The organism is Algoriphagus ratkowskyi (genome assembly GCF_002150505.1).
GTDB lineage: Bacteria > Bacteroidota > Bacteroidia > Cytophagales > Cyclobacteriaceae > Algoriphagus > Algoriphagus ratkowskyi.
In genome coordinates, this window is the sequence record NZ_MSSV01000002.1 from 202810 (window position 1) to 229163 (window position 26354).

Annotated in this window: 23 protein-coding genes and 1 pseudogene; 9 read left to right on the plus strand and 15 right to left on the minus strand. The window is 39.1% G+C overall.

Annotated features, from left to right (window positions below; translation table 11 throughout):
• Positions 1-16 precede the first annotated feature (16 nt).
• From BVH02_RS02570 to BVH02_RS02590, 5 genes are all read right to left on the minus strand, one after another.
• A complete protein-coding gene (locus BVH02_RS02570; protein ID WP_086498534.1) occupies positions 17-766 on the minus strand; it encodes an NIPSNAP family protein in 750 nt (249 codons plus the stop codon).
• Between the two features lie 198 nt (positions 767-964).
• A complete protein-coding gene (locus BVH02_RS02575) occupies positions 965-1330 on the minus strand; it encodes a transmembrane 220 family protein (RefSeq protein WP_223271802.1) in 366 nt (121 codons plus the stop codon).
• Positions 1331-2263: 933 nt separating this feature from the next.
• Positions 2264-3283, minus strand: coding sequence for an SMP-30/gluconolactonase/LRE family protein (locus tag BVH02_RS02580; RefSeq protein ID WP_143244175.1), 1020 nt, complete (start codon positions 3281-3283; stop codon positions 2264-2266).
• Between the two features lie 341 nt (positions 3284-3624).
• On the minus strand, positions 3625-5094 hold the full coding sequence (locus BVH02_RS02585) for an arylsulfatase (RefSeq protein ID WP_086498540.1): 1470 nt from the start codon (positions 5092-5094) through the stop codon (positions 3625-3627).
• 28 nt (positions 5095-5122) lie between these two features.
• Positions 5123-6397 carry a TIM barrel protein gene (locus tag BVH02_RS02590; RefSeq protein WP_086498542.1) on the minus strand — a complete coding sequence of 425 codons (1275 nt, stop codon included), beginning with the start codon at positions 6395-6397 and terminating at the stop codon, positions 5123-5125.
• A 762-nt stretch (positions 6398-7159) separates the two neighbouring features.
• On the opposite strand from BVH02_RS02590, the gene BVH02_RS02595 reads away from it, so the two are divergent.
• From BVH02_RS02595 to BVH02_RS02605, 3 genes are read left to right on the plus strand one after another with little or no spacing between them, the layout of a single operon-like run.
• Positions 7160-9280, plus strand: a complete 2121-nt coding sequence (locus BVH02_RS02595; RefSeq protein WP_086498544.1) for a bifunctional aldolase/short-chain dehydrogenase — start codon at positions 7160-7162, stop codon at positions 9278-9280.
• 56 nt (positions 9281-9336) lie between these two features.
• Positions 9337-10371: a GntR family transcriptional regulator gene (locus BVH02_RS02600; RefSeq protein WP_086498546.1), complete on the plus strand. Its 1035-nt coding sequence runs from the start codon at positions 9337-9339 to the stop codon at positions 10369-10371.
• A gap of 10 nt (positions 10372-10381) precedes the next feature.
• Positions 10382-11701 (plus strand): FGGY-family carbohydrate kinase, encoded by a 1320-nt coding sequence (locus BVH02_RS02605; RefSeq protein WP_086498548.1) that lies wholly within the window; start codon positions 10382-10384, stop codon positions 11699-11701.
• Positions 11702-11815: 114 nt separating this feature from the next.
• Here BVH02_RS02605 and BVH02_RS02610 read toward each other — a convergent pair whose 3' ends face one another.
• Genes BVH02_RS02610 through BVH02_RS02620 form a run of 3 tightly spaced genes read right to left on the minus strand, consistent with a single transcriptional unit; the run spans position 11816 to position 15187 of the window.
• On the minus strand, positions 11816-12814 hold the full coding sequence (locus BVH02_RS02610) for a TolB-like translocation protein (protein ID WP_086498550.1): 999 nt from the start codon (positions 12812-12814) through the stop codon (positions 11816-11818).
• Between the two features lie 19 nt (positions 12815-12833).
• A complete protein-coding gene (locus BVH02_RS02615; RefSeq protein WP_086498552.1) occupies positions 12834-13862 on the minus strand; it encodes a hypothetical protein in 1029 nt (342 codons plus the stop codon).
• The gene (locus tag BVH02_RS02620) at positions 13859-15187 is read right to left on the minus strand and encodes a C10 family peptidase (RefSeq protein ID WP_086498601.1); all 1329 of its coding nucleotides are present in this window, start codon (positions 15185-15187) and stop codon (positions 13859-13861) included. The genes BVH02_RS02615 and BVH02_RS02620 overlap by 4 nt, the downstream gene beginning before the upstream one ends.
• A 336-nt stretch (positions 15188-15523) precedes the next feature.
• Here BVH02_RS02620 and BVH02_RS02625 point away from each other — a divergent pair, with 336 nt between their 5' ends.
• Genes BVH02_RS02625 through BVH02_RS02635 form a run of 3 tightly spaced genes read left to right on the plus strand, consistent with a single transcriptional unit; the run spans position 15524 to position 18196 of the window.
• Complete coding sequence (locus tag BVH02_RS02625) at positions 15524-16285, plus strand: (Fe-S)-binding protein (RefSeq protein WP_086498604.1); 762 nt, start codon at positions 15524-15526, stop codon at positions 16283-16285.
• Positions 16282-17646, plus strand: coding sequence for a lactate utilization protein B (locus BVH02_RS02630; RefSeq protein ID WP_086498606.1), 1365 nt, complete (start codon positions 16282-16284; stop codon positions 17644-17646). The genes BVH02_RS02625 and BVH02_RS02630 overlap by 4 nt, the downstream gene beginning before the upstream one ends.
• Complete coding sequence (locus tag BVH02_RS02635) at positions 17636-18196, plus strand: LutC/YkgG family protein (RefSeq protein ID WP_086498608.1); 561 nt, start codon at positions 17636-17638, stop codon at positions 18194-18196. The genes BVH02_RS02630 and BVH02_RS02635 overlap by 11 nt, the downstream gene beginning before the upstream one ends.
• Here BVH02_RS02635 and BVH02_RS02640 read toward each other — a convergent pair.
• The 3 genes from BVH02_RS02640 to BVH02_RS02650 all read right to left on the minus strand — a co-directional run bounded on the left by BVH02_RS02640 (position 18193) and on the right by BVH02_RS02650 (position 21059).
• Positions 18193-19500, minus strand: a complete 1308-nt coding sequence (locus BVH02_RS02640; protein WP_086498611.1) for a sensor histidine kinase — start codon at positions 19498-19500, stop codon at positions 18193-18195. The two genes, BVH02_RS02635 and BVH02_RS02640, sit on opposite strands and share 4 nt — an antisense overlap.
• Positions 19501-19589: 89 nt before the next feature.
• A complete protein-coding gene (locus tag BVH02_RS02645; RefSeq protein WP_086498614.1) occupies positions 19590-19970 on the minus strand; it encodes a VOC family protein in 381 nt (126 codons plus the stop codon).
• Between the two features lie 45 nt (positions 19971-20015).
• The gene (locus BVH02_RS02650) at positions 20016-21059 is read right to left on the minus strand and encodes an NHL repeat-containing protein (protein WP_086498616.1); all 1044 of its coding nucleotides are present in this window, start codon (positions 21057-21059) and stop codon (positions 20016-20018) included.
• 86 nt (positions 21060-21145) lie between these two features.
• On the opposite strand from BVH02_RS02650, the gene BVH02_RS02655 reads away from it, so the two are divergent.
• The 3 genes from BVH02_RS02655 to BVH02_RS02665 all read left to right on the plus strand — a co-directional run bounded on the left by BVH02_RS02655 (position 21146) and on the right by BVH02_RS02665 (position 24043).
• Positions 21146-21988: a sugar phosphate isomerase/epimerase family protein gene (locus tag BVH02_RS02655; protein WP_086498619.1), complete on the plus strand. Its 843-nt coding sequence runs from the start codon at positions 21146-21148 to the stop codon at positions 21986-21988.
• Between the two features lie 219 nt (positions 21989-22207).
• Entirely contained in the window at positions 22208-23353 is a 1146-nt protein-coding gene (locus BVH02_RS02660) for a geranylgeranyl reductase family protein (RefSeq protein WP_086498622.1), read from the plus strand.
• Positions 23354-23437: 84 nt separating this feature from the next.
• Positions 23438-24043, plus strand: coding sequence for a DUF2911 domain-containing protein (locus BVH02_RS02665; RefSeq protein ID WP_086498624.1), 606 nt, complete (start codon positions 23438-23440; stop codon positions 24041-24043).
• A gap of 197 nt (positions 24044-24240) precedes the next feature.
• On the opposite strand, the gene BVH02_RS02670 is transcribed toward BVH02_RS02665, so the two are convergent.
• The 4 genes and pseudogenes from BVH02_RS02670 to BVH02_RS21725 all read right to left on the minus strand — a co-directional run bounded on the left by BVH02_RS02670 (position 24241) and on the right by BVH02_RS21725 (position 26319).
• On the minus strand, positions 24241-25455 hold the full coding sequence (locus BVH02_RS02670; RefSeq protein WP_086498628.1) for an exo-beta-N-acetylmuramidase NamZ family protein: 1215 nt from the start codon (positions 25453-25455) through the stop codon (positions 24241-24243).
• A 109-nt stretch (positions 25456-25564) separates the two neighbouring features.
• Positions 25565-25885: a nucleotidyltransferase domain-containing protein gene (locus tag BVH02_RS02675; RefSeq protein WP_086498630.1), complete on the minus strand. Its 321-nt coding sequence runs from the start codon at positions 25883-25885 to the stop codon at positions 25565-25567.
• Between the two features lie 164 nt (positions 25886-26049).
• Positions 26050-26178: pseudogene (locus tag BVH02_RS22005) on the minus strand (nucleotidyltransferase substrate binding protein); the annotation flags it as partial.
• 12 nt (positions 26179-26190) lie between these two features.
• Positions 26191-26319, minus strand: a complete 129-nt coding sequence (locus tag BVH02_RS21725; RefSeq protein ID WP_223271800.1) for a nucleotidyltransferase substrate binding protein — start codon at positions 26317-26319, stop codon at positions 26191-26193.
• Positions 26320-26354 lie beyond the last annotated feature (35 nt).

The following is a 26354-nucleotide window of genomic DNA, read 5'->3' on the forward strand; positions in this document are numbered from 1 at the left end:
GATGGATTTACTCCTTTTACTTCAAGGTAGAAAAAGGCAAAGTCTTCAAGAATACTGCATCAACTTTTTCTACAATCTTCCCATCAGCTTCAGATGCATCTCGCGCTTTCACCCAAGCTGAATCTTTGATGAAATTCTGGAAGTCCATTTCAAACGATGCCTGATCCTTGTCGGCCAGAAGATAAACTAGCTTTGGCTGACTTCCATCCTTCTCTACTGTCACCCAATATGGGTAATTTCTCAATCCCTGCTTTTCAAATAAATCCTGCGTGTGATCCTTAAAGCGTCTAAGCAGATTATCTAAGCGGCCATCTAAAGATGTATAAGTTCTAAGCTGAAAAATTCCACTTTCCTGAGGAGTTGGTGTATCATTTAGGCCTTTGGCCAGTTTCATAAAGGTCTGATCCACACTTTTCACCAGTCCCCCATTCACCTCAGAAGCTGCTTTTGCTTTCTTCCATTCAGGATCATTTGCAAATTTCTCCCACATACGATCCCGTGATTTTTCATCAGGGTACCCTAAAATATAAGTCATGGAATTATCCGTATTATCTACTGGGAGAAAATAGGCAATGTTTTCCATTCCGCTTTTCTCAAAAAGTTCCATCGTATGATCTTGGAATCGCTTGATCAGATCTGGTAATTTGCCTTCGTTGGCGTAGTACTTTCGTATTTCAAAATAAGTAGAGCTACTGCCACTCAATTGCTGCGCAAAAGCACCAAATGTAAAAAATATGGAAAGTAAACTAAGGATTGATATTTTCATGGTTTATTGAATTTGAAAGGATTTTTTTTGGATAATATATGTATCCGCTTCTGCACCAATAAAAGAGTCAAAGCGAATTATTTAAAGTAAAGACTAGCATTTAGAGTCTGCAGCCCCGGTCTTCGGTCTTCTCGCCAGTAAAGCTATGAAGATAAGGTTACTAGCAAGATACCGGCCATTCATATAGGCCGCTCGACTTCAATTCCTTTTCCAAGCTTTCCAAAGTGCTGGACTAAGTACCAACGCTACAATCAAAAGTCCAAAGGTTTCTCTAGCTTCCTCCATTTGCGGAGTTTTCATGCTCAGATCATGTTGTTCTACCTCTTGAGAAATCCAATCTCCTATGCCTCCGGGGTAAAAATAAATAGCCCCAGCCACACAAGCTAAGACCACCACTGCCAAGGGGAATTTAGGGAAAATGCCCCTGGTACCCATCATACAAAAGATAATTGCAACTCCATAAATGCTTACCCAAACTTCAGGATCTGGATCATTGAATTGCCAATAAGCAAACAGAGCAAAGATGAGAATCCACAGCCCAAAGTAGATTTTATTAAACTTCATGATATTTTAGGGTTTACCTCAAAACTACTGAAAACAATGAAAATTACCTGTCTTATAAGCATTCGAATCTAACAGAATATACTGCGGATTTTTATCATACAGATAAACAAAGGGCAAATATGAGTGATACAATCCGGCAACTCAAAAAATAGGCTACAAGTATACTCCTAATCGCCTTTTGCGTTTTCATATTTCGAGCTCATCTTTTTGCACAGCAAACAGATTCACTCGCTGTAGTTCCATAACAATCTCAAGATCAGAAATTTCCCTATGAGTTCTCTATACACACCATAATCGACATCAGTAAAAAAGTAGGTGCTTTGTGTGCTGAAGAGAGAACAAATAATTAAAGTAAAAGACTTGAACTACTATTATAAAATTAGACGCTGGACATAGCTTTTTTTAAAACTTATGCAGATGTTCTCGAAGTCGAAATCTTGTATTATAGGCAGGAAACACTACAAAAAACAAAAAGGGAAACCCTCTTGCGAATGTTTCCCTCTCTCTTATTGATAACCCTAGTCATCGAAAAGAGCCAAGCTACTGTTTAAAGACTTTTCATCCAGTTGCCCGGATTCCTAATACTGACTTTCAAACTCCTCCCTCGCCACCTTGCGGCTTTGAAGATATCAATCAACACTTCTGTGGTAATCCATTTCAGACAAATACCCTGAGGTCTTTGACCATTCATGTTTTAATTACGAGCTTTCAATCTGTATCCGAGATCGTATTCTCGGTCTTTGTATCTCTTACTTGGTTTAATAAATATCTCCCTAAATTCGTCCAATTGCAAGATTCTTAACCCTTAATTCTCCACCATCTTTCCACCAAATTATATTCTAAAAGAACAGACTTATCCACCGCAAATACATGGTTATCAACTTTTTAATCGAATACAAAAAATCATATCCTGAAAATCAAACGAATTGAATCCTAGTTCAATTTGATCCGCATCAAGAATGCATCTGCGGTCATATATAAATAGCGCTCATCTTCATCAAAAGTACAATTCGAAGTGCCTTGACCAGTTTGAATAGTACCGAGATGTTTTCCCTCTGCACTTATCACCCATATCCCCCCAGGGCCTGAAGCAAAAAGAGTCCCCGAACTGTGAACAGTCAAACCATCGGGCAAGCCAGGAAGATTTTTTCCTACACTTGCCGTGGCATCTAATAAGATCTTCCCAGTTTTTACATCACCATTTTCTTCCAGCTCAAACGCATAATACCTAGCTTTTTGAGCGTCGGATTGTGCCACGTAAAGTGTTTTCTGATCCGGACTTATGCCTATTCCATTTGGTCGATTCAGGCTATCCAGGAGCAAATGCAAAGTGCCATCTGTATCCAATCGATACACTCCTTGAAAATCCAATTCCTTAGGATTCCAATCGTCCAACCCGTAAGGCGGATCGGTGAAAAATATTTGCCCAGAGTTATTTAGCACCAAGTCATTTGGGCTATTAAATTTTTTCCCTTCGTAATCAGAAGCCAAAGCAGTAAAATCAGGCGTTGGCGTGGCAATCGAAGTGTTCATTTTCGCAATGCGCCTTTCTCCATGCTGACATAAAATCAAATTTCCCTCTAAATCCAAAGCCAAGCCGTTTGCCCCAGGCTCTTTCTTGTTCTTCTCAGTTCCCAAATACCCTGAGGGCTCCAAAAACAAAGTCAAACTATCTTCCTCTGTCCACTTCCAGATTTTATTTGTTGGAACATCTGTAAAAATCAGTGCATTTTGAGTTGTAAGCCATAGTGGACCTTCTGACCACTCAAACCCAGAAGCTAAAACTTCTATTACAGCTCCTTCAGGAATTAATTTATAGATATCTGAATCGTATCGTTCTACAGAACCGATTGTCTTATAGTCTGATGTCTCTACTAAAACCTCGGTAGCGACTTGTGGGCTAGCGCAAGAAATCGCTAAAGCAAGGAAGAAAAAGGTATGTAAGGTTCTCATAGCTAACTGGTAAATCGGTATCAATGAAATTGAATAAACAAAAGAAAAAAGTAGACTAATACTTAGAAAATAAAAGCCTCCATGAAACTTTCTGTTTCCAGTCTTTAGACTCAAGAAAGAAAAGTTTAATGTCAAATTCCAGAGCAAAATGACCAGCTCATTAAGATTCTTTAATGCATAATTTCTGCTTGAGCAAAATATATAATTACTATTTAAGCAGGACAGGCAAGGATACTATCTTACTGGTAACTATCTATATTTAATTATTCAAAGGTTTTACAGTACATAGATTGGGTACAAAAAGGCGGAGATTTTTCTCCGCCTTTTATCATTTTAACCTATTACTTTTTACGCTCTGAAGGGAGCAATTCGAAAATAGGATTTGGCGTATGCGCAGCATTCATCAAGCCCTCCAGTTCTTTTACTTTTTCAGGATTTTCTGCCGCGATATCGTTTTCCTCACCTATATCTACACTCAGGTCATAAAGTTCAATCTTCGGGTCATTGGCACCAAAGACCTGTAGCTTCACAGCTTTCCACTTGCCTTGTCTCACTGCTTGTTTGCCTCCCTGCTCATGAAATTCCCAGTACAAATACTCGTGCTTTTTCTGGTCTTTTTGCTCAAGCATAGCTGGTAAAAATGAAATCCCATCGATATTAGTTGGCGCTTTCACTCCAGCTACATCCGCAAAAGTGGGCAGCAAATCCCAGAAGGCAGAAATATGATCACTTTGCGACCCTGCCTTCACTTTTCCTGGCCACCATGCTATCATTGGCGTACGCACTCCACCTTCATACAGGTCCCGCTTATGCCCTCTATATGGCCCATTACTATCGAAAAAGTCTGGATCAGCACCACCTTCTTGGTGAGCTCCATTATCTGAAGCAAAGATAATCAACGTGTTTTCAGCTAATCCAAGCTCTTCCAATTTAGCCAACACCTCTCCTACATAGACATCCATTCGCTCTACCATAGCAGCAAAAGCCGCATGAGGTGTAGGGTGAGATTGGTAGGCAATGATACTCATATCAGGACCATATTCAGTCCCTTTACCTGCGGGATGCGGCTTCTCATCAGCGAATTTGGCTCTGTACTTTTGAATGATTTCATCCTCAGGAGCTGCCAATTCAGCATGAGGCATTACTATAGGCATGAATAGAAAGAAGGGATTGTCCTTATTGTTTTCGATAAAAGTGATCGTCTCTTTTTGGATCACATCTGGAGCATATACTGTTTTTTCTACCCACCCATTTCCTTCTAAAACAATTTTATCACTATTGTGCCATAAATGAGCAGGATAATATCGATGTGCATAGCGCTGACAATTGTACCCATAGAATTCTTCAAACCCTTGCTGATTTGGATCCCCGGTAGTTCCAATAAAACCTAAGCCCCACTTCCCAAAAGCACCAGTTTTATAACCAGCATCTTGTAGAATGGTTGCCACTGAAGGAATAGAATCCGGCATAGGGTACTGACCTTCGGGCTGAACTTCTTTATTACCTCTAATAGGCGTATGTCCAGTATGCAAACCTGTCAATAAGGAAGATCGTGATGGCGCACACACTGTCGCCCCAGAATAGTGATTGGTAAAAAACATCCCCTCCTTAGCCAGTCGGTCGATATTTGGCGTTTCTATATACTGTTGGCCTAAGAAAGCTAGATCTCCATATCCGAGGTCATCCGCGAGGATAAAAATTATGTTTGGCTTTTTTGCTTCCTCTACGAACTCTTCCTCTTTAGTTTGGCAGCTAAAGAGTGTAGTAGCGAGAAGCACTAATGCAAAGGGTATGAAATTATATTTTAACATGCCCGAAGATACTAAGATTTATAGTTGACTAAAAAATAGAATTATGCGATTTCCTTCCTCGTTCATGAACCAATTTATTACGAATCATCAATATTCTATACGCCTCTAAAGGTTCAGCAGCACCTCCTGCACGCACTCTAGCTTCACATACCAAAGGTCTCACATCAGTCAAATAAGCCATTTGAAGGATCTCCTGAGCCTGTGAACCTTCTCCGTTTTGCTGAAATTCTTGTAGCTTTTTCCTATCTACTAAAAGTGCTTTGGTATAGGCTATGGAGATAGACTCCAATGCCTGAATTAAATCCACCAATGGATCTTGCGTGTTATAACTTGCATCTATCATCCAAGAAATACTATCCCAAGTCTGTGCTCCATCTTCATCTCCACTGATCAATTCGCAAAAGATCAAAAAAAGTTGATACGGTTTTATGCTACCTGCATTCAATTCATCATCACCATATTTACTGTCATTGAAATGAAACCCAGCCAACAGATTTTGATACATTAGAGTAGCTACAATCTGCTCAATATTCGTTTTAGGTAAATGATGCCCAAGGTCCACCAGCACTTTTGCTCGCTCGCCGAGCCTCTTAGCAAGCATAGAGGAAGTCCCCCAATCTGGTACCACGGTGTGATAACAATTGGGTTCATAAGGCTTATATTCTAGCATCAAATCCCAGTCTGATGGCATATACTCGTAAATCTCACGGAGCGATTCTTCCGTCCATCCAAGTGTACTTCTAAATTTGGACTGCCCAGGATAATTACTGCCATCAGCCATCCAAACCGTCAATCCTTTGCTACCAAGTTTTTTTCCAATGTTGATCACCTCCTCATTGTGAGCTATTGCCTCATCACGAATCGCTTTTTTTGGATTGCCTAAAGAACCCAATTTGGCATATTCTTTCTGGTTTTGATCTTGTGAGCTAGTACTGTTCATCGTGTCGAATTCCAGATTAAGTTCATTCGCTAAGTCTTTCACCTGGCCAAAATCCTCAGGTATATCATATGGAATGTATATAGACACCGAATTAGTCTTGCAAGTCAATTGCTGCAATAAACCTATATCTTCAAGTTTTTCACTTAAATCCCTTGGCTCTCCTCCAGTTCTGGATTTCTTTTTGCTCGCCCTTCCATTACCTAAAGCTGCACTAGGTATTGCAATCTGAAATTCCTGAATTTTCCGAATCACCTTCTCAAAATCAATGTGTTGGTTTGAGAATCGCTCGCGTAAAAGTTCAAGTGAACGAAAATGAAAGTTATTGGGAGAAAATGAGGCAAGTTGGTCTTTAGTAATTCTCATACTAATATATAGCTGTTGCGCTGTTACGCAATATGTTTAGAAAAAGGACAATAAAAGAGGTCAAAATAACTATCTAGGACTAGGATGAGACAGGCATACTTTTCCTTATACTCATTATTTTAGAGTCAATAACTCTTAATTTATTGAGATAGGCTCCCATCATTTAACCTTGATATTCTAAGTCAAAAAACCACTTCTAAGCTTAAAATACATAATAATCTGCCATTTCCAGAATTTCACTTAATGAAAGAAACGGTGATCATCTCCCAATTAATAAACTTAATTGATGGGTGATCTATGAATTTGATGCCTTAAGCTCAAGACAACTCAAACAAACTAGTAACCAAAAATTATTTTCAACTCAATGATACTTTAGTCCCTCATACCTTATATAAAGCATAGGTGAAAGTAGCTCCTCCTAACGAAAAATTTAGCAGCGCTTAATCAATGATCCTCATGATTTGCGAACAATACATTTTAAATTACAATCTTAATTGATTTCAAACTCTATCAAAAAAAGATAAAAACTAGTCGTTTAAGGTGTAATCTATTACATGACTAAATTTCTATATGCAACAAAATATAATTCTACATAGCCCTACCTATACTACTTAAAAAGGCCATTATACACGAAATTACAAAATTTAATCATAGTTCGTGATCAAATACTTTAATTAAATCCCATTGGCAGTCAAGACAGCACAGGATACCTGAGGCGATCTTTCCTGCCATATTCACTATCAGAACAATCTGCTAAACGCAATGAGCATAAAAACACAAAACTTTACACATGTAAGTTACCTCTGGGATGATGCTGTAGCATCTAAACTTGAAGGCAAAGAAGTAGATCTTCTTATTTACCGTTCAAATATACTTGGAGCCGATCTGAGAATCACTAATTACGGTGGCGGAAACACAAGCTGCAAAACCTACGAAGCAGACCCTTTGACCAATGAAAAAGTTGAAGTAATGTGGGTAAAGGGCTCAGGTGGAGACATCGGAACCTTGACAAAAGCTGGTTTAGCAGGTCTTTATGTGGACAAGCTTCGTGCGTTGAAAGGAATTTACAGAGGTTTGGAATTTGAAGATGAAATGGTTGAGCTATTCAATCACTGCATTTATGACCTTAAGTCTAAAGCCCCTTCCATTGACACGCCTTTACACGCATTTTTACCATTCAAGCATATAGACCATCTTCACCCAGATGCAGCGATTGCAATTGCAGCGGCAAAGGATGGAGAGCAAATCACAAAAGATCTTTGGGATGGTCAGATCGCATGGGTGCCGTGGCAAAAGCCAGGTTTTGATCTTGGCTTGCAACTTAAGCAAGCATTAGACGAAAATCCTGGAATCCGTGGAATTATGCTCGGTGGTCATGGACTATTCACTTGGGGGGATACAGCTTACGAGTGCTATGTCAATAGCTTGGAAGTAATTGAAACTGCTTCAGAATATTTAGCTGAGAACTACGGCAAAAACCGTCCAGTATTTGGAGGTGAGAAAATTCAATCTCTGGCTCCAGAGCAAAGAAAAAGTCAAGCAGCTATCCTTGCACCTCTATTGAGAGGTCTGGCTTCTTCAGAAAATCTTATGATTGGGACATTTACCGATGCTCCAGAAGTTTTACAGTTTATCAATAGTCATGATCTCAGCAAATTAGCTCCAATGGGAACTAGCTGCCCAGATCACTTCTTGAGAACTAAAATATCTCCGTTGGTTTTGGACCTCGCTTCAGACGCAGATCTTACAGATCTTTCTGCATTGAAAGAACAAATCAATGTAGCTTTCCAAGCTTACAGAGAGATGTATGGCGATTATTACGAAAAGCATAAGCATACAAATAGCCCAGCTGTTCGAGATTCTAATCCTGTAATTATCATCTGGCCAGGCGTAGGGATGTTCAGCTACGCAAAAAACAAGCAAACAAGTCGAGTAGCGAGTGAATTCTACATCAACGCTATTAATGTAATGCGTGGTGCTGAGGCCGTATCCGAATACGTATCCTTACCACTTCAGGAAGCATTTAATATTGAATATTGGCTACTTGAAGAAGCTAAACTTCAGAGAATGCCAAAAGAGCAACCACTTTCCAGAAAAGTTGCGCTAGTAACAGGAAGTGCTGGAGGAATTGGTTTGGCTATCGTAGAGAAATTCATTCAAGAAGGGGCATGTGTAGTAGTTACTGACATTGATGGAGACAGACTACAAACAACTGGCGATGCATTGTTGAAAAAATACGGAAAAGACGCGTACCTAACTGTGAAGCTGGACGTGACCAATGGCGAAAGTCTGGAAGCGGCGATTGAAGCAACTTGCTTACAATTTGGCGGAGTGGATATCATGGTCAATAATGCGGGTATCTCTATCAGCAAGTCTTTCGAAGATCACACAGATCAAGACTGGGACAGGCTGAATGACATCTTGGTGATGGGCCAATATCATATCTCCAAAGCTGGAGTGAAAATCATGAAGCTTCAGGGCCATGGTGGTGATATTGTAAACATTGCGAGTAAGAATGGCTTGGTTGCAGGTCCAAAAAATGTAGCATATGGTACTGCCAAAGCCGCTCAACTTCACATGTCAAGACTTATGGCTGCCGAATTGGCTGAGGATAAGATCAAAGTAAACGTCGTGAATCCTGATGCTGTGATTGAAAACTCAAACATCTGGGAAGGTGGATGGGGCGAAAATCGCGCTAAAGCTTACGGAATTGAAGTGAAAGACTTGCCACAGTTCTACGCAAATCGTACCTTATTGAAAGAAAGTGTGAAAACTAGCGATATCGCAAATGCAGCATTCGTCTTTGTAAGTGGTCAGCTTGGCAAAACAACTGGAAATATGCTGAATGTAGATGGCGGACTAGCAGCTGCATTCCCAAGATAAATAGTAGATTAATTAAGTTCGATTACACTTAGTACCCCCAATAACCCCAAAATACTATGTTGGTTGATAAGTCAGAAAAGATCCACACAGATTCGCGAACTCCTAAGTACATGCAAGTGGTCAATCTCATTTTAGAAGATCTAGAAAGAGGTAAGCTAAAGATCGGAGATAGAATACCTTCTATCAATGAGACTAGTTTTGATTTCCTTCTCTCTCGGGATACGGTAGAAAAAGCCTACAATGAGCTCCGAGATAGAGGTATCATTAGTTCTGTGAGAGGCAAGGGATTCTATGTGAGTTCTACAAATATGGCTAACAAGCTAAAGGTGTTATTGATTTTCAACAAGTTGAGTTCTTATAAGAAGATCATCTATTATTCCATTATAGAGACATTAGGAGATAATGCGACGGTGGATTTACAGATCCACCATTACAATCGTACGATTTTCGAAAACTTGTTGGAGCGAAACTTGGGGCACTACAATTACTACGTCTTAGCACCACATTTCTTTGATGAGAATAATCATCCAGAGACGTGTTATGACCTGATTCAACAAATTCCAAAAGATAAACTCCTGATCATGGATCGTGATGTGAAAGATCATGAAAATGAATTTCCAGGAGTTTATCAGGATTTTGCTAGAGATATATTGGAGGCATTGGAGTCTGGCATTACTCACTTGAGAAAATACACTAGATTGATTCTAGTTTTCCCAAGAGGAGATATGTACCCAGTGGAGATTATTGATGGCTTTAAGCGCTTTTGTTTCTTCCATAATTTCAACAACCTAATTTTAGATGGTATTGATGATGAACAATTATATGAAGGCGATTCATTCATAGTTTTGGCTGAAACAGATTTGGCTAACATTGTGAAAAAATCCCGAGAGCAATCTTTTCAATTAGGTAAAGACATCGGACTCATTTCGTATAATGACACTCCTCTCAAGGAGATTTTAGCGGAAGGAATCACTACTATTTCTACCGATTTCATCAATATGGGTACTGCAATAGCGAATCAAATCCTAGGAGTAGAGGACAAAATCCCTCTTAAAAGCCCTTTCAAAATGATCATCCGAAAATCGCTCTGATAGCGTGACTATGAGTAAAATTCCAGTAACGGCCGTTTTTGACATAGGAAAGACGAATAAAAAGTTTTTTCTTTTTGATGAAAATCTTACCGAGGTACATAGCTCCTACACACGTATAGATCCTGTTCCAGACGAAGACGAATTCCCAAGTATGCCGCTGGCTCCACTTGAAGAATGGATGTTAAATACATTTAAGGAAGCGCTTACGTCTCCGGAATACCAGATCAAGCGTTTGAATTTCTCTTGCCATGGAGCTTCGTTCGTGCACATTGATGAAAATGGCATACCTGCCACTCCACTTTATGATTACCTGAAGCCTTTTCCAGAGGATCTTCTGAATAAGTTTTATGAAGAAAATGGTAGAAAAATGACCTTTTGTCGAGCTACCTCATCTCCTCCTTTGGCAATGCTCAACTCAGGTTTGCAATTATACTTCATCAAGTATACTAAGCCAGATTTCTTTAAAAGAATCGCTCATTCCTTCCACTTCCCTCAGTACTTAAGCTTCCTATTTACCGGAGAAATGGTCTCTGATTACACCAGCATAGGATGTCATACAGGTCTTTGGGACTACGAAGCTAATGATTATCATGAATGGGTAGATAGAGAAGGAATTCGCAAACTGCTTCCTCCGATTGTGCCAGGAAACACGCTGTTGAAAACCAAACCGGAACTCGGAAATATACCCTGTGGGATCGGAGTGCATGATTCCTCGGCCGCATTACTTCCATACATCAAACAAGAAACAGAACCTTTTGCTCTCCTTTCTACAGGCACTTGGGCGATCTGTATTAATCCGTCGAACAAAACAAAGCTGAAGAAGAAAGAGCTCAAAAGTGATTGCCTACAATTCCTCAGCATCAAAGGAGATCCCATCAAAATCTCTCGTTTGTTCATAGGAGAAGAGCACAAATACCAAGTAGAAAAGCTATATGAGCACTTTCAGATGCCTCAGGGGACATACAAGAAATTGAAATTTAACGTGACTCTTTTTGAAAAAGTAAAAGATTACGAAGGCAAACGCGTACATTTTCAATACCTCAAACCTGAACATTACGATTTAGAACAAGCCATTGAAAATAATTGGTCGCGCTTTACGGAGTTTAACGAAGCGTATTACACCTTCATTCATGAGCTCACCGATTTGCAAACCGCAGCCATCAAACTTGTTCTAGACAATGCCCCGGTAGGCAGACTCTTCATCGATGGAGGCTTTAATGCCAACGATATCTTTGTCGAGATGCTTCGCAAAAAGCTTCCGGAATTAACAATCATTCCAAGTGATTTCCCGAATGGCTCTGCATTAGGTGCGGCTATGCTGGTTAATTAGAAAAATCACTACTCTAACTTGGTTTTGTATTTGATATCCTTAACAAACTGTAAGAAACTTCAGCTGTAAGAAAGAACCTGACAAGTTTCAAAAAAACTGTCAGGTCTCTTATTTTCAAAACTTAGGAATACCAACATAGTACAAATCAAAACCACCTAGTCCACCAGGACGATTGGATGAGAAGATCATTAAGCGATTGGTGAACCCTGGATTTTCTGATACTATAGGTCGATATTCATCCTTGTCAGAATTGATATTTGGCCCGAAATTCACAGGATCAGACCAGTCAGAATCCGTCTTGAAAGAATAGTATAAATCATACCCTCCAAATCCTCCCGCTCTATCAGAGGCAAACACTAACAAATCCCCATACACAAAAGGCATGTGATCATTTGAAGTAGAATTAATCGAAATCTTTGAAAGAGGTTTCGCACTGTTACCAAATAAATAATCCAAAGAAGAAATATCACTGGGCAAGTCCAATTCATAAATATCGAAAACTCCATCCCGATCTGATGACATTAGAAATTTTTCAGGCTTTCCCTGACTTGAAATATCTGACCCTTTCAAATAATTCTCACCGTAAAAGCTTGGATACATTTCGCTGACTGACTCTTCAAAGAGTTGAAAGCTTTGATTCGTTCGGGCATTTGGAGCTACTGAAGGTATTTCTGGCTCAGCATAGATGGAATAAATCCCTTGGTCATCATCTCGACTAAATAACATGGTTTTATTATTCTCCATATCTACAAAGCTGTAAGGCCCTTTCTCATTGTATGTTGATTCAGTCCTTCTGACCCAAGCAAGAAGGCTATTATCGAAAAGTGAGTTCCCCTTACCTACACTTAGAAAACCTTCAGATCTATCCCAGTAAAACACCAAATCGAACCCGACAAGATTAAAATGATTTGGTTGAGAGCCTATGCGATTGGAAGAAAACACAAGTTTGACCTCATGATTTACAGTCGGCATATCCGAATTGATATCATCAAATGCCGAATTTATTACGCCCAAATTGGTCGCCGTTTCTGGGAAAACTCCAACGTTATATTTATTTTGATTACAAGATTGAATCAAAACAAGCAGTAGAATATAACCTATTAGTTTTATCATCTTAAACTAACTATCGTTTTCAAAACTTAGGAATACCAACATAGTACAAATCAAAACCACCTAGTCCACCAGGACGATTGGATGAGAAGATCATCAGACGATTTTCAAACTCAGAATACTCATCCTTTATTGAGATAGGACGAAATTCATCAAATTCTGAGTTGATTCCAGCTCCTAGATTTACTGGTTCTGTCCATTTTCCACCTACTAATAAGGAATAGTAGAGATCATAACCACCATATCCACCATCTCTATCAGATGCAAATAGCATTAGCTCATCACTTATGAAAGGAGAATGATCATTTCCATTTGACACTATTTCCTCTATCATTATTATTTCTTTAGATGAAGAGGAGGTTAGAAAATCAAAGGGATTTTGGTTGGTTGGAATCCTTAATTGATATAATTTATATAAACCAGATATATCTGAAGAAAACACTAGATACTCTGGCCTAGGTATTTCAGATCCAATTAGTTCTTTGGAGAAATTATTACCCGAAAAACTAGGGTACATTTCATTTGAAGATTCTTCAAACAATTGAAAAACAGATTCCTCATTCTTTGAGCGACCAGAAAAACTTAATTCTGAAAATTCCTTTCCAATAATTTTATATCTCCCACTACAGTCTCTTGAAAAAAGCATATATCTCAACCCAACTTCCCCCCTTTGTTCAAAGTAAGAATAAGGCCCCTTTTCATTACATTCAGACTGAAGCTCTTGAACTTTATTGTAGAAATCACTATACCCATCGGCATTATTAGTCAATATGCGATGAGACAGCGTTCCAAATTCCTTGTCCCATATAAAACTTATAAACTTTGCTTCAAAGTCAAAATCATTGCCCAATTTCTTGGAGTTACTAGAAAATATAAACTGCGCCTCCTGATTGGAAGTGGACGGTATGTAGTTTGAATTCATTTCGTCAAAGCGAGTATTTAACTCCATCAGATTCACCGGTTGTTCTGGAAAATAAGCTGTCTCAAAGGGCAGATCTTCGTCACAACTCCAAAATGAAATCAAAACGAAAAGCATTAATAAATTTCTCATCTTATACCAGTTATCATTTTTAAACTATTATTGTAGTTGCTAGAAGAGCCATAGGGAGTAAAAACACCACTACTATAAAAACCATTAGATGTTTGAGTACTGCCGTTTAACTTGGCATTATTCCAACCCCAATTCATGAAATACCAAGTATATGACCATTCCATACAGCCATCCAAATCACAATCGTAAGCTTTGTAATTATGCGTTTTATAGCCATCGCTAGTCCAAATATGCCATTCCAGCAGTGAATCTCTTCCATAAAATATTGCTGGATACCCTTGTGCTAACTCATTCTTGAGCGTAGATGGATTGAAATTAGATGTATTCCCACCATTTTGGAGTCCCATAGATTTAAGGGCTGGGCTTATTCTACCGGGAAGAGTCATCCCATTGCATGTGGTTCCAAAATTGAAATCTGTATTTGCAGCTAAAGCAGAATTATACATTAATAAGGCTAGGCTAATTTGTCCAGATGTCGTAGGAGCACAAGGTGAATAGGAATACTGAGGCATCAAATTATATGAGTAAGACGAGCCAGGTTTGAAATACCACAAGGTTTGAGCGATAGCTACTGCACCACATCCGATTGGGCTTCTATCATTGCAATCACAATCATGAAAAAGGTTTGTTGGTGCCATGTGATTTGAAATACCTGTCTGTCCCCAAGAAATTTGATTGCTATATAGAGGTTGTCTTTGAGATATTGTCATATATGGATTGCACATGAATTGTCCATATTGATACCACTCGTAGCAGTTTGAGTTGGGATTGTAAGCAATAGCATTATCCCAAATTCGTCCTTGAGGATCGTATTCTTCAGTGTACTTTTTCCATTCGTTATAAACTATTGGATGAACCTCATCAATTTCCTTAAGCTGCTCATCTATCTGTTTCATAGTTTCCTGATACCACACTTTCAATCCATTCACTTCTTCTAAGTTTTTTGCTGTCAATTCACCTTCCGAGGAATATGCCAAAATAGGCATAACTCTAGAGTCCCCCGATATCATCACAAATCCTTCTAATTCATTGATTACAAATGCTTCAAAATCCAGCGTGTCTGAAAGGGCTACTCTAGCTATATCTCTAATTTTGGGAGAGCTTTTTATTTTCCTCCCAGCAATATAACTTGAATCAGTCGCAAAAAACCACAAGGCTATTTCCTTAGCTAAATCTTGCGAAACTTTATAAGAAACTTCGACTTCAGCCAAAATGTCCACTGGCTCATCAGAAAAATCGGATTCTGTCCGGCAACTAGCTAAGAGTAAAAATAGTACTCCAAGCAATTTTAAGCTTTGTTTGTTTGATTGTTTGATTTTTTTCATAAAAAGTTTGTGTAAAAGTGATCAAAATCTAAAAAGTAGTTTTCACTTTCACAAGCGACTTTGAAAAAAACTAAAAAATTAACATTAAAGTAAGTCACTCTTATTCAACCCTTAATACCTCCATCTGAAATAGCACTAAAAAATTCTCCTTTTCCATAAAACCTCCTTGAAATTTCAAAGCAATAAGCCATAGTAAAAAGCCCTATTTACCTTCTAACATATATCTCAAAATAACCGACAGTAAAGGATAGGAATCAAAATCAAATCAAATAACTTGATATCAGTTTAGCCACCAATGGTTGACTTTCAAAAGGACTGCATATTTACTAATCCCCGATGAAAAATAACCCAAGGCCTCATATTGGCCTATTTATCCCTTGCTACATAGATCAGTTTTATCCAAATGTAGCTATCGCTACACTTGAACTATTAGAAAAGCTTGGCTGCAAAGTCACCTATCCACTGGGCCAAACCTGTTGTGGACAGCCGATGTCTAACGCTGGGTTTGAATCAGATAGTGAAGGTACTACCTCCAAGTTCATCAGTGATTTCGCACATTTTGATTACATCGTAGCTCCTTCTGGCAGCTGTGTATTGCACGTCAAAAAGCACTCACCTAAGGTGGAAAAGCTCAAGAAAAACCAAGAACATGTACAATCAAACATCTACGAACTCAGTGAATTTATCACCGACGTGTTAAAGATAGATTCTATCAAAGGAAGCTTTCCTCACAAAATCGGATTCCATGCTTCCTGTCACGGACTTCGCGGACTTAGATTAGCAAGTGATTCCGAGCTGAATGAACCCAAATTCAACAAGACCCTACAGCTGATGAAAGATCTGGAAGGAATGGAAATAGTAGAGCTGACAAGAAAAGATGAGTGCTGTGGATTCGGCGGAACTTTCGCTGTAACCGAAGAAGCTATCTCTGTGCAAATGGGCAAAGACCGAATCGCCGATCACGTCGATAAAGGCGTAGAAATCATTGTTGGCGGAGACATGTCCTGCATTATGCACATGCAGGGAATTGCCACACGGGACAAAGACAACGTACAACTCATGCACTTCGCAGAAATCCTTAATAGAGTTATATCATGAGCCATCCGCAAAATGCTACGGTATTTTTAAAAGATAAAGCTAGGGCCAAATGGCATGACGATACACTTTGGATCGTTCGTGAAAAACGGGATGCCACCATTCATCTAATTCCAGAATGGGAACAACTCCGCGAACTCGCTTCACAAATTAAGGATCACACGCTTTCAAAACTGGACTACTACCTTGAAGAATTAGAGAAAAATGCTACTGCAAATGGCATCAAAGTTCATTGGGCCGAAAATGCGGAGGAGCATAATCAGATCATCGGAAAGATCCTGGAAGAGAAGAAGTGCAAAGCCATAGTCAAGAGTAAATCCATCCTTACGGAAGAGTGTCATTTGAATCCATTCTTGGAAGAAAGAGGCATTGAAGTCGTTGACACAGATTTGGGCGAGCGGATTATTCAGTTTTTGAAGCAACCTCCTAGTCATATCGTGATGCCGGCTATCCACTTGAAAAAGTCGGATATCTCAGACATTTTCCACGAGAAACTACATACAGAAAAAGGTAACGTAGACCCAGTTTACCTTACGCACGCAGCTCGACAGCACTTGCGTGAAAAATTCCTGCAAGCCAAAGTAGCTATCACGGGAGTCAATTTTGCTATAGCAGAAACTGGGGAATTCGTGGTTTGTACCAATGAAGGGAATGCCGACATGGGCGTTCACTTGGCTGATACGCATATCGCTTGCATGGGAATAGAGAAACTCATTCCTAGAAGAAAAGATTTGGGTGTATTCCTTCGACTTTTGGCTAGATCGGCGACAGGACAGTCAATTACCAACTACAACTCACATTTTCGCAGTCCATCACCGGGTAAAGAGCTTCATTTGATCTTGGTGAACAATGGCAGAACGAAGCAACTTGCCAGAGAGAAATTCAGAAACTCGCTGAAATGCATACGCTGCGGAGCTTGTATGAATACCTGCCCTATCTATCGTAGAAGTGGTGGATTTAGCTACGGAAGCACGGTTCCTGGCCCGATAGGATCAATCCTTTCACCAGGAATTGACTTGAAGAAGTACAGCACCTTACCTTTTGCCTCCACACTTTGTGGTAGCTGCACGGACGTATGCCCTGTGAAAATCAATATTCATGAGCAACTCTACGAATGGAGACAGGAAATCACTAAAGCACAAGGCTCTTCCCTGAAAGGACTTTCTATGAAGTTGGCTAATGGAATTTTCACAAGTCCACTTGCCTATAAAATTTCCGGCAAGATGATGCGTGCATCCCTGAAAACTTTGCCAAACAGCGTTATTTACAACCCTTTGAATGCTTGGGGAAAAGGAAGAAATCTTCCAGAATTACCAACAGAATCATTTAAAGATTGGTACAAAAAGAATAGAAATGAGCAGTAAAGCCTCCATATTAGCAGCTATTAAAGGATTGAACATGAAAGAGAAGCCTCTTCCAGAAATCCCAGTTTTCGATGTTGCACCTAACCTAGTAGAAGCTTATACGCTTGCTTTGAATAGCAATAAAGGAACTGTCTTAACTAAGAAAGAACTGGAAGTTTTGATTACTGAATCATCATTTCAAAAAATCTACAGCTCGTCCCCTACATTCAATCAATTCACCAATTGTGAACTGCCTCAGCATCCTTCTGATTTTGCAGACCTGGACTTGGCTATTATTGAAGGACAGTTTGCATCTGCTGAAAATGCGGCAATTTGGCTTGATGATAGCAATCTGGATCTAAGAGCTATTCCGTTTATCACTGCCCATTTAGTGATTGTGATCAAAAAAGAAAATATCGTGGGTAATATGCATGAAGCTTACGAGCGAATCGGATCGACAAATTCGGGTTTCGGAGTGTTCATCGCTGGCCCATCCAAAACTGCCGATATTGAGCAGTCATTAGTGATCGGAGCACACGGAGCGATGAGCTTAAAAGTGGTGATTCTCTAGCTCAAGTGTTTTGACAGCTTAAAGCAATTATGTCCTTCCCCTGAGCTGCTATATTTTAATTCAAACTTAATCTTATCTGCAATTTTTTTACAGAGCGGTAAGCCTACTCCCGTTCCTTTTTCTTTTTTGGTACCATAAGACGTTCTAGCACGGAATAGAAAGAGCTTTTTTTGATCTACTCCCGAAATTGAAACACCCTGATTACAGACCTTCCAGCTCAACCTCTCCTCTTCAATCTCCAAGTTTAAACAAATAGTAGAATTCACCGGAGCAAACTTGATCGCATTATCCAGTAAATTTTTCAGAATAATCTTAATCTCATTTATCTCTAAGGAAATAGATCTGTCTTCACCAAGTACCGTCAACTGAATAAGTTGATTTTTATCCGTCGCTTGCATAAGCATCAATTCCTTCATTTCCTGAGTTAGCTTTATTAAACTAATCTGTTGAAGTTGGACAGGAGAATTTTCAAGTTCCGTCATAACCCAACTAAGTGTATTATTCAACACTTTATTTAAGTGGAAACTTTGACTTTTTAGGTTTGTTAAAATCTGCTCCAATTCTCCTGGCTCAAAGGCATCTTTCTCCACTAACCCTAGCGTGGTATGTAGCATGCCAATTGGGTTTTTGAGATCATGTGAAAGAATAGCTATCAATTTATTTTTTTGATCATTAAGGATCTTTACTTCTGTCAATGATTCCTCTTGTCGCTGTTTTATAGTATGGAGCAAAAGACTTTGATTCTGATAACTTTTAATAAAGAAATGTATCACAGTCACTACAAATAGGCTAATCCATACAATGGTTATAGTATGATCAATGAACAAGTTCTGACTGGAAGAATAGAAACCTTTAACTTCTAAATACCCATAAGCCTCTCCAAAAAACAATATGAAAAAAAAGGATAGAGAGACAATAAACCAGGCAATTTTACGCCAACCTCTTATTAGAAGTGAAGAAACTACAAGTATTAAGAAATAAGCATATATAGTAGGACCATTACTTCCATCATTATATAAGAAATTGAAACAAATGACTACATGAGCCAAAAACAGCAAAATATTTATTGCTAGTTGTTCTTTTCCGTATTTAGAAACTAGAAAGTAAGCCGCCAGAAATGGGAACGAAATTCCAATTTTAACCGCAACTACAATGGATGACATTCCTAAAAGGAAATCAGAAATCCCCAATATTATTAATAATACAAAGGCTAAAAAGGAAACTATAATTGCTATTTGTCTCTGAATATATTCCAGATTTGTAACGTTTTCTTCTGAAATTAAAAGCCCTTTGGTCAGCAACATATAAAAATTCTAAATTAATTTTAAATTTTAGCAGATCTGCTTAAATCAACATCTTTCTTAACTGCATAGGTCAGCCTAATAAATAACAGTTAACTCATTGAATGTAGAGCGATACGATTACCCTCAGAATCCAAAAAAACTCCCATGTATCCATATTCGGGTGAAATCATCTTTTTTTCAATCTGAATAGTCCCGCCAGCATCCTCCACTCTTGACAACTCAATAACTACGTCCTCGGAAGAAAAATAAATTAATGCACCTGCATGATTACTTGTCGCATAAAACTCTTTATTAAATACCAAACTACCCTCTGCACCTTTGCCTCCGCCTTCTCCAGGAAACATCGCCATTTGAAAGTCTCCCATATCAAGCTTGTGAAGGGTACAGTCAAATACCTTTTGGTAAAAATTGATAGCCCTGTCCATGTCAGAAACAGGAATTTCGAACCAACCAACTGTTACTTTTTTCATGATTTATAAAATTTAAAAATTACAACATTTATAATGCTGGCTAAATTAAACTCTAGTAAGCTTAATTGGATAAGTTTTCCCAGCATTCCACTGACACACATAAATGTTTTCATCCTGATCAATACACACATCATGACAATGCTTGAAGATCGCTTCGGATTGCACCATCAATTGGAGTTCACCATTTCTGTATTCTGGGGCAGTACCTCCTGGATTGGAAACCACTAAATTATTTTTATCCAGTATAGTTACAAAACCAGAATCAGGCGTTTGCTCCAAGTATCTTAATCTAGACCAACATACGCCTGCATAAAGATTATCTCCATGGATCACAGGACGGCACACAAATGCTCCCGGCAAAAATATCGTCTCCATATATTCTCCCTCCATGGTAAAACGCTTGAACGAGTTATGACCTCTAGAAGTACAAAGCAAGGTTGGCGCCTTGCCTCCACGCTGATCTACTGTAATGCCATGAGCTGTGCTGAACTGCGCATCTCCCGATCCACTTCCTCCAAATTTGTTAATAAACTTCCCATTTTTATCGTAACGGAGAAAATACTGTGAACCATAGCCATCCGCTACATATAAGTCTCCATTGGGTGCGATTGTAGTTTCTGTTGGCACATACGACATTTTTTCTGTATAAACACCTTCTGATACCGGTGCAGCTATTTCTGCCACAATCATTCCCTCAAGCGTTGTTTTCACCACTCTACCTGCATTGTCTGAGATCCATAAATATTCAGCATCTCCTTCATCCACCAATGTCAACCCATGTGCACGGTCCATCCCGAGTGTCCAAGCTTTGAGAAACTTTCCAGATTGATCGTAGATAATTACATTGTTTTTAGGCTCATCCGTCACCATGATCATTCGACCTTTGCGATCCATCACCATCTCATGACAGTTATTGACTGGTACTTTGGCAGGATCTAGCAAACCCCACTTCTGGTCAACTTTGTATTGGAAATCTCCATGGCCAATTACCATGTCACGATTATGTGCAAAAGAAAAATTTGGTGAAATAGACATAGCAATTCCCAACAGGGATGTATTTTGGATAAACTTTCTTCGATCTGAATTCATATTTTCTGACTAAGCCTGAATTTAACGATAACATTCGAAAACTGGTGAATTATCCATAGTTTAGGTCAACGCTAATTATAAAAACGATGAAAAACACAATTAAAATCGCTTTACTAAGCCTGCTTATACTGTCACCACTTGTCAAGCTACAGGCTCAGGAAGTGGCACTCCAACTCTATTCCCTACGCAATGAAATGAAGGTAGATCCGGTGAAATATCACCAACTTATTTCTGAATGGGGAATCTTTGCTTTGGAAGGCGGCGGACAATACGGTCTTCCTGAAGCCGAATACGAGAATCTTCTTCAAGACAATGAGCTTCGTGTGGTCGGAGTAGGTGCCGATTACAATCAGCTCAATACAGACATTAGACCCATTATAGATCAAGCGAAAAAGTTCGGGGCCAAATATGCGATCTGCTATTGGATTCCTCATACAGGTGGGCCGATATCAATCGAAGAAATCAAAATTGCGACTGCACTCTTCAACGCAGTTGGCGCAGAGATGAAAAAGGAAGGGATCACTTTTCTCTATCATCCTCATGGCTATGAATTTACAAAGTATGGAAAAAAAGGTGTGGTGATGGATTACATGTTTAAAAACGCTAAAAATTTCGCCTTCAATATGGATGTGTATTGGGTGAAAATGGGTGGCGGTGATCCGCTGGCTATTATGAAAAAATACCCAGGGAAATTCCCGATGCTTCATCTCAAGGATAGAAAAAAAGGTACTCTTGGGTCTAAAAATGGGCAAGGAGATGTGGAAACAAATGTAGTATTGGGCACAGGAGATATAGATATTGCTGGATTGATCAAAGAAGCCAAAAAGCAAGGGACAGAATACCTAACTATTGAAGACGAGAGTTCCCGATCAGTTACTCAGATTCCATTGAGTATAGCGTATATCAAGAAGGAATTGGAAAAGAATTAGTAGTTGGAAGCTAGGAAAATGAACAAAACAGAAATTGTTAAAAGTATGATAGTGTAAGTGGTAGTATTGTCAGAACTAATAGGTGAATAACCACTTATTAGAAGGTAGACACAAGAATGGATGATATATCGGACAACTGATAGCTATTCAGCATTTTAGCCAGACAACTAAGGAAAAAGTATCTACTGACATCATTAAGTTTAATCAGATATTCTATTTATGAGTCAATACGATGTAGCAATAATAGGTGGTGGCCCTTCAGGAGCACTAGCCGCTTATTATCTAGCAAAGAAAGGAATCGCGGCGGTTATCATAGAAAAGGAAAATTTACCACGATATAAGACATGTGGTGGTGGATTGGTTTTTAGAGGAAGACGTAAATTGCCATTCGACATTTCATCAGTAGTCGAGCGAGAGTTTGATCGGATGAACGTATATATGGAAGGTGAGCAAAAAGTACTTACAAGCATACGCGATGTCCCGGTGATCAGTATGGTAATGAGAGACAAATTCGACAATTTTCTAATTGACAAAGCGATAGAAGCTGGTGCTGAACTTAGACAAGGACATAAACTTACTGCCATTACTTTCGGTGAAATCCTTACTCTACACACAAGTCAAGGAGATATTCAAGCGAAATTACTTATTGCCGCCGATGGTGTGCTTAGTCCAACTGCCAAACTAGCTGGTTGGAAAGAAACTCGACAACTCATCCCTGCTTTAGAGTATGAGGTGGAGGTTAACGCAGCCGATTTCGAAAGGCTATCTAAGGAAGTACGTTTTGATATGGATAGCGCTCCATCTGGATATGCTTGGAGTTTTCCCAAAAAAACTCATCTCTCCCTCGGTATCGCTGCTACTAAAAGATCGAGAATTAACCTTAAAGCCTACTACAAAAAATATCTTGATAAGCTAGGAATCAAAGAAATTCTGAGTGAGAAAGCACATGGTTATCAGATTCCTATTTCTCCGCGAACTGATGGTTTTTATCGAAAAAACATCTTCCTGATTGGCGATGCGGCAGGCTTAGCAGATCCAGTTACTGCAGAGGGCATTTCCAATTCCTTTTGGAGTGCAGAATTGGTAACTGAAGCGATCTTCGAAGCCAAGTTGAATGCCGAAAAAGCAGGAGCTCTCTATGAGCAAAAACTAGCCGAAGAATTGCTCCCTGAGCTCAAAACTTCTCAAACGGCTGCTAACTGGTTTTACGGCTATAGAATCATACGAAATCTGCTCTTAAGAAAATATGGAGATTACGCTATTGACTTTATGACTGATCTCTATATAGGAAATAGAGGCTATCCTAAGAACTTGATAAAAACCATCAAAAGAAAAATTACTGAAACGAAAGTCACTAAAGCTTAGTAGCTTAGCACTGACCATGTCCTAATTTTACCAAATTTGAATTAAATTACTTCCAAATATAATCGCACATCTATTTACAGACTTATGAAAAACAACAAATTCTTTTTATCAGCATTAACCTTACTTCTCTTTTTCTCAGTTTCTACCCTTTCTTTTGCGCAGCTTCAGGCACCAGCAGCAAGTCCGGCAGCGCATGTTTCTCAAAATGTCGGCTTCACGAAGATCAGCATAGACTACTCCTCTCCAGCAGTAAAAGGAAGAAAAGTATTCGGAGAATTAGTGCCTTTTGGCACCTCTTGGAGAGCTGGCGCAAATGGAGCAACAATCATCGAATTCAGCACTGCAGTAAGTATTGGAGGTAAAAACATAGGCCCAGGCAAGTATTCAGTTTTCATCACCCCACAGGCATCTGGTGAATGGACTGTTCATTTGAATAGCAAAAGAAATGAAGTCTATGCATACACCAAAGATGGCAAAGTTGATGAAGCGGCTTTAGCAATGGATGACGCGGCATCTATCAAAGTAACACCGGTTGCAGCTCCTGAGAACTTCGAAAGACTGGCTTACTTTATATCAGCAGAAGACAACAAAGTAGCTACGGTTACTTTCATGTGGTCTGATATGATGCTTTGGTTCGAAGTAGATACTCAAGTAGCTCAGAAAATGGAGCAATTCAAAGGAGTTTTCTAAGTAACAACTCATCAGTTAAGTACTAAAGCCTGGAGATGATTCGGGCTTTTTTTCTTTATGATGGTACAAGCATTTCAGCTAAATCACTCCTATTTACTAAGATGATTTTTTAAAAAATGAAAGAATATTTCTGCTTTTTATTCATGATTAAGGTAGGCAGTTCATAGTATTAATCAACTAACTATACCGTAAAATCTTTAAGGATAAAGCAAATATCCCAATCGCATTTTCTTGTAAGCAGTCAGTTCAGCCTCCCAATCTGCTCTGATGGTTTCAATCGGCACATTGTCGATGATTTGCTGTCTGAAATCACCACGTCCTATCTGAATTTCGATGTTGTTCATTTGGTTGCTCAGCTTAGAGTCAAAAAACTTCTCCTTTTCGGGACTGGCATTATAGAGTTCTTGGATCCATTTAAAATTGATTTGCCCGGATTCTCTTAATTGCTCAGTGTCATACTCCCGAAGATCTAGCCCATAGCAAACTTGATCCATGAACAATGGCGTTTCAGCCATTCCTTTGATGCCTGTAGGCGTAAAGCTAAATTCGTAAATCCCTTTGTAAGCAGGGCTTCCCAAAACTGTAAACGGAAAATAGGTACCTCGTCCGAGATTGATATAAGTTCCTTCGAACATACAAAGACTAGGATAAAGCAAAACTGACTGTGGTGAATTCAGATTTGGAGATGGAGCAACAGGCAAGTCGTAACGCATCGCATGTTCATAGTTGGCCACTGGAATGACTTGAATATCCGCCTTGACTTTGCCTGCCAACCAGCCTTCTCCATTTGCCATTAGCGCAAACTCACCAACTGTAAGTCCGTGCGACATGGGAATTGGAAACATACCAATTCCCGATTTATAGTTCATATCCAGTACAGGCCCATCGATGAGATAGCCATTTGGGTTAGGTCGATCCAAAATTAATAAGCGCTTATCATTTGCTTCACAAGCTTCCATCAAGCGAGCCAAAGCATTGATATTCGTATAAAAGCGAACACCAACATCCTGAAGATCATAAATCAGAATATCTACATCTGCTAAATCTTCTTTACTTGGTTTATTCTTTTTACCATAAAGCGAGATAATCGGGATACCGGTGCGCTCGTCTATAGCATCAGACACTTTTGCGCCAGCACTCGCATCTCCACGAAAGCCATGCTCTGGACCAAAAACCTTCACTATATTGATCCCCAAATTTTGTAAACTATCCACCAAATGAGTTTTCCCAATGATGGAGGTTTGATTGGCCAGCACCGCAACTCTTTTACCTTTCAAAAGAGGTAGGTAAAGGTCTGTTTGCTCTGCACCTGTTTTAATTTCCTTGGCTGATTTCTCAGTATCATTAGCCGGTGATTTTGTGGTACAAAAGCAAAGCAAGATGCCGAGTAAATAAAGTAAGATGGATTTCATATGTTTGGGAATAGGATATAGTTATTTCAATGACGATGGATGGATTCTATTTTAAGAAACGAGATAGACATAAGCTGCAAACTCTGTCATCGACGTGGAAGCAAAAACTCTACCTTTTCGAAACCATTGCTAAATCATAAATCCGGATACCAACCCGTTCGATATGCTTGTTTAACTCTGGCTCTTTTATTTTTTCAAAGTGAACTAGATCAATAGCCTGCAAGAGCTCAATTTTATCTAAAGCAATAGAAATATTAAGGAGTTGCTTGAAATCTAGCTTTTCTCCATAGACGGCTATGTCAATATCGGAACCCTCATAAAAGTTGCCTTTTGCCCGAGAACCAAAAAGTACAGCCTTTTCGACTTCGGGGAAATTGGAAAAAATTGAAAATATTTCCGATAAGGTGCTATTGCTGATTCCAGTATTCATAATAAGTCCAATAATCCCTGATCAGCTGATCTTTCAGATTCAAGTTTGATTTGAAGATCCCTAAAAAGCTTGAAAAATAAATCCAAAATCAACTTCTTAATTTCTTCAGCAGTTTCAGGATCATAGGTATGGGAAGTTTTCTCTCGACTTTTTTTCAATTGACTTCAACCATTGGAGTCAGTAATCAACTTCATTTTAAGCGCTTCCTGTAAAACTTTAGACGGGCCATTAATATCTAAAATACCAATATCCTTTATGTAGTCCTGAAGCGTTTTCCACGCAAGTTCATAGGTGTAGTCAAAACGCTAAATTAACCCTTCCGTCTCCAGTTCTGACAATTTTCCCTCCTTAGCCTGTGCTACTGCTTGAGTCAATTTTGCAAACGCCTTTTTAAAATTTGAAAAACGCTGCTGCCATCTAATATCTTGTTCCATGTCAAGACACGATATGATTTTCTAAAATTCATTAC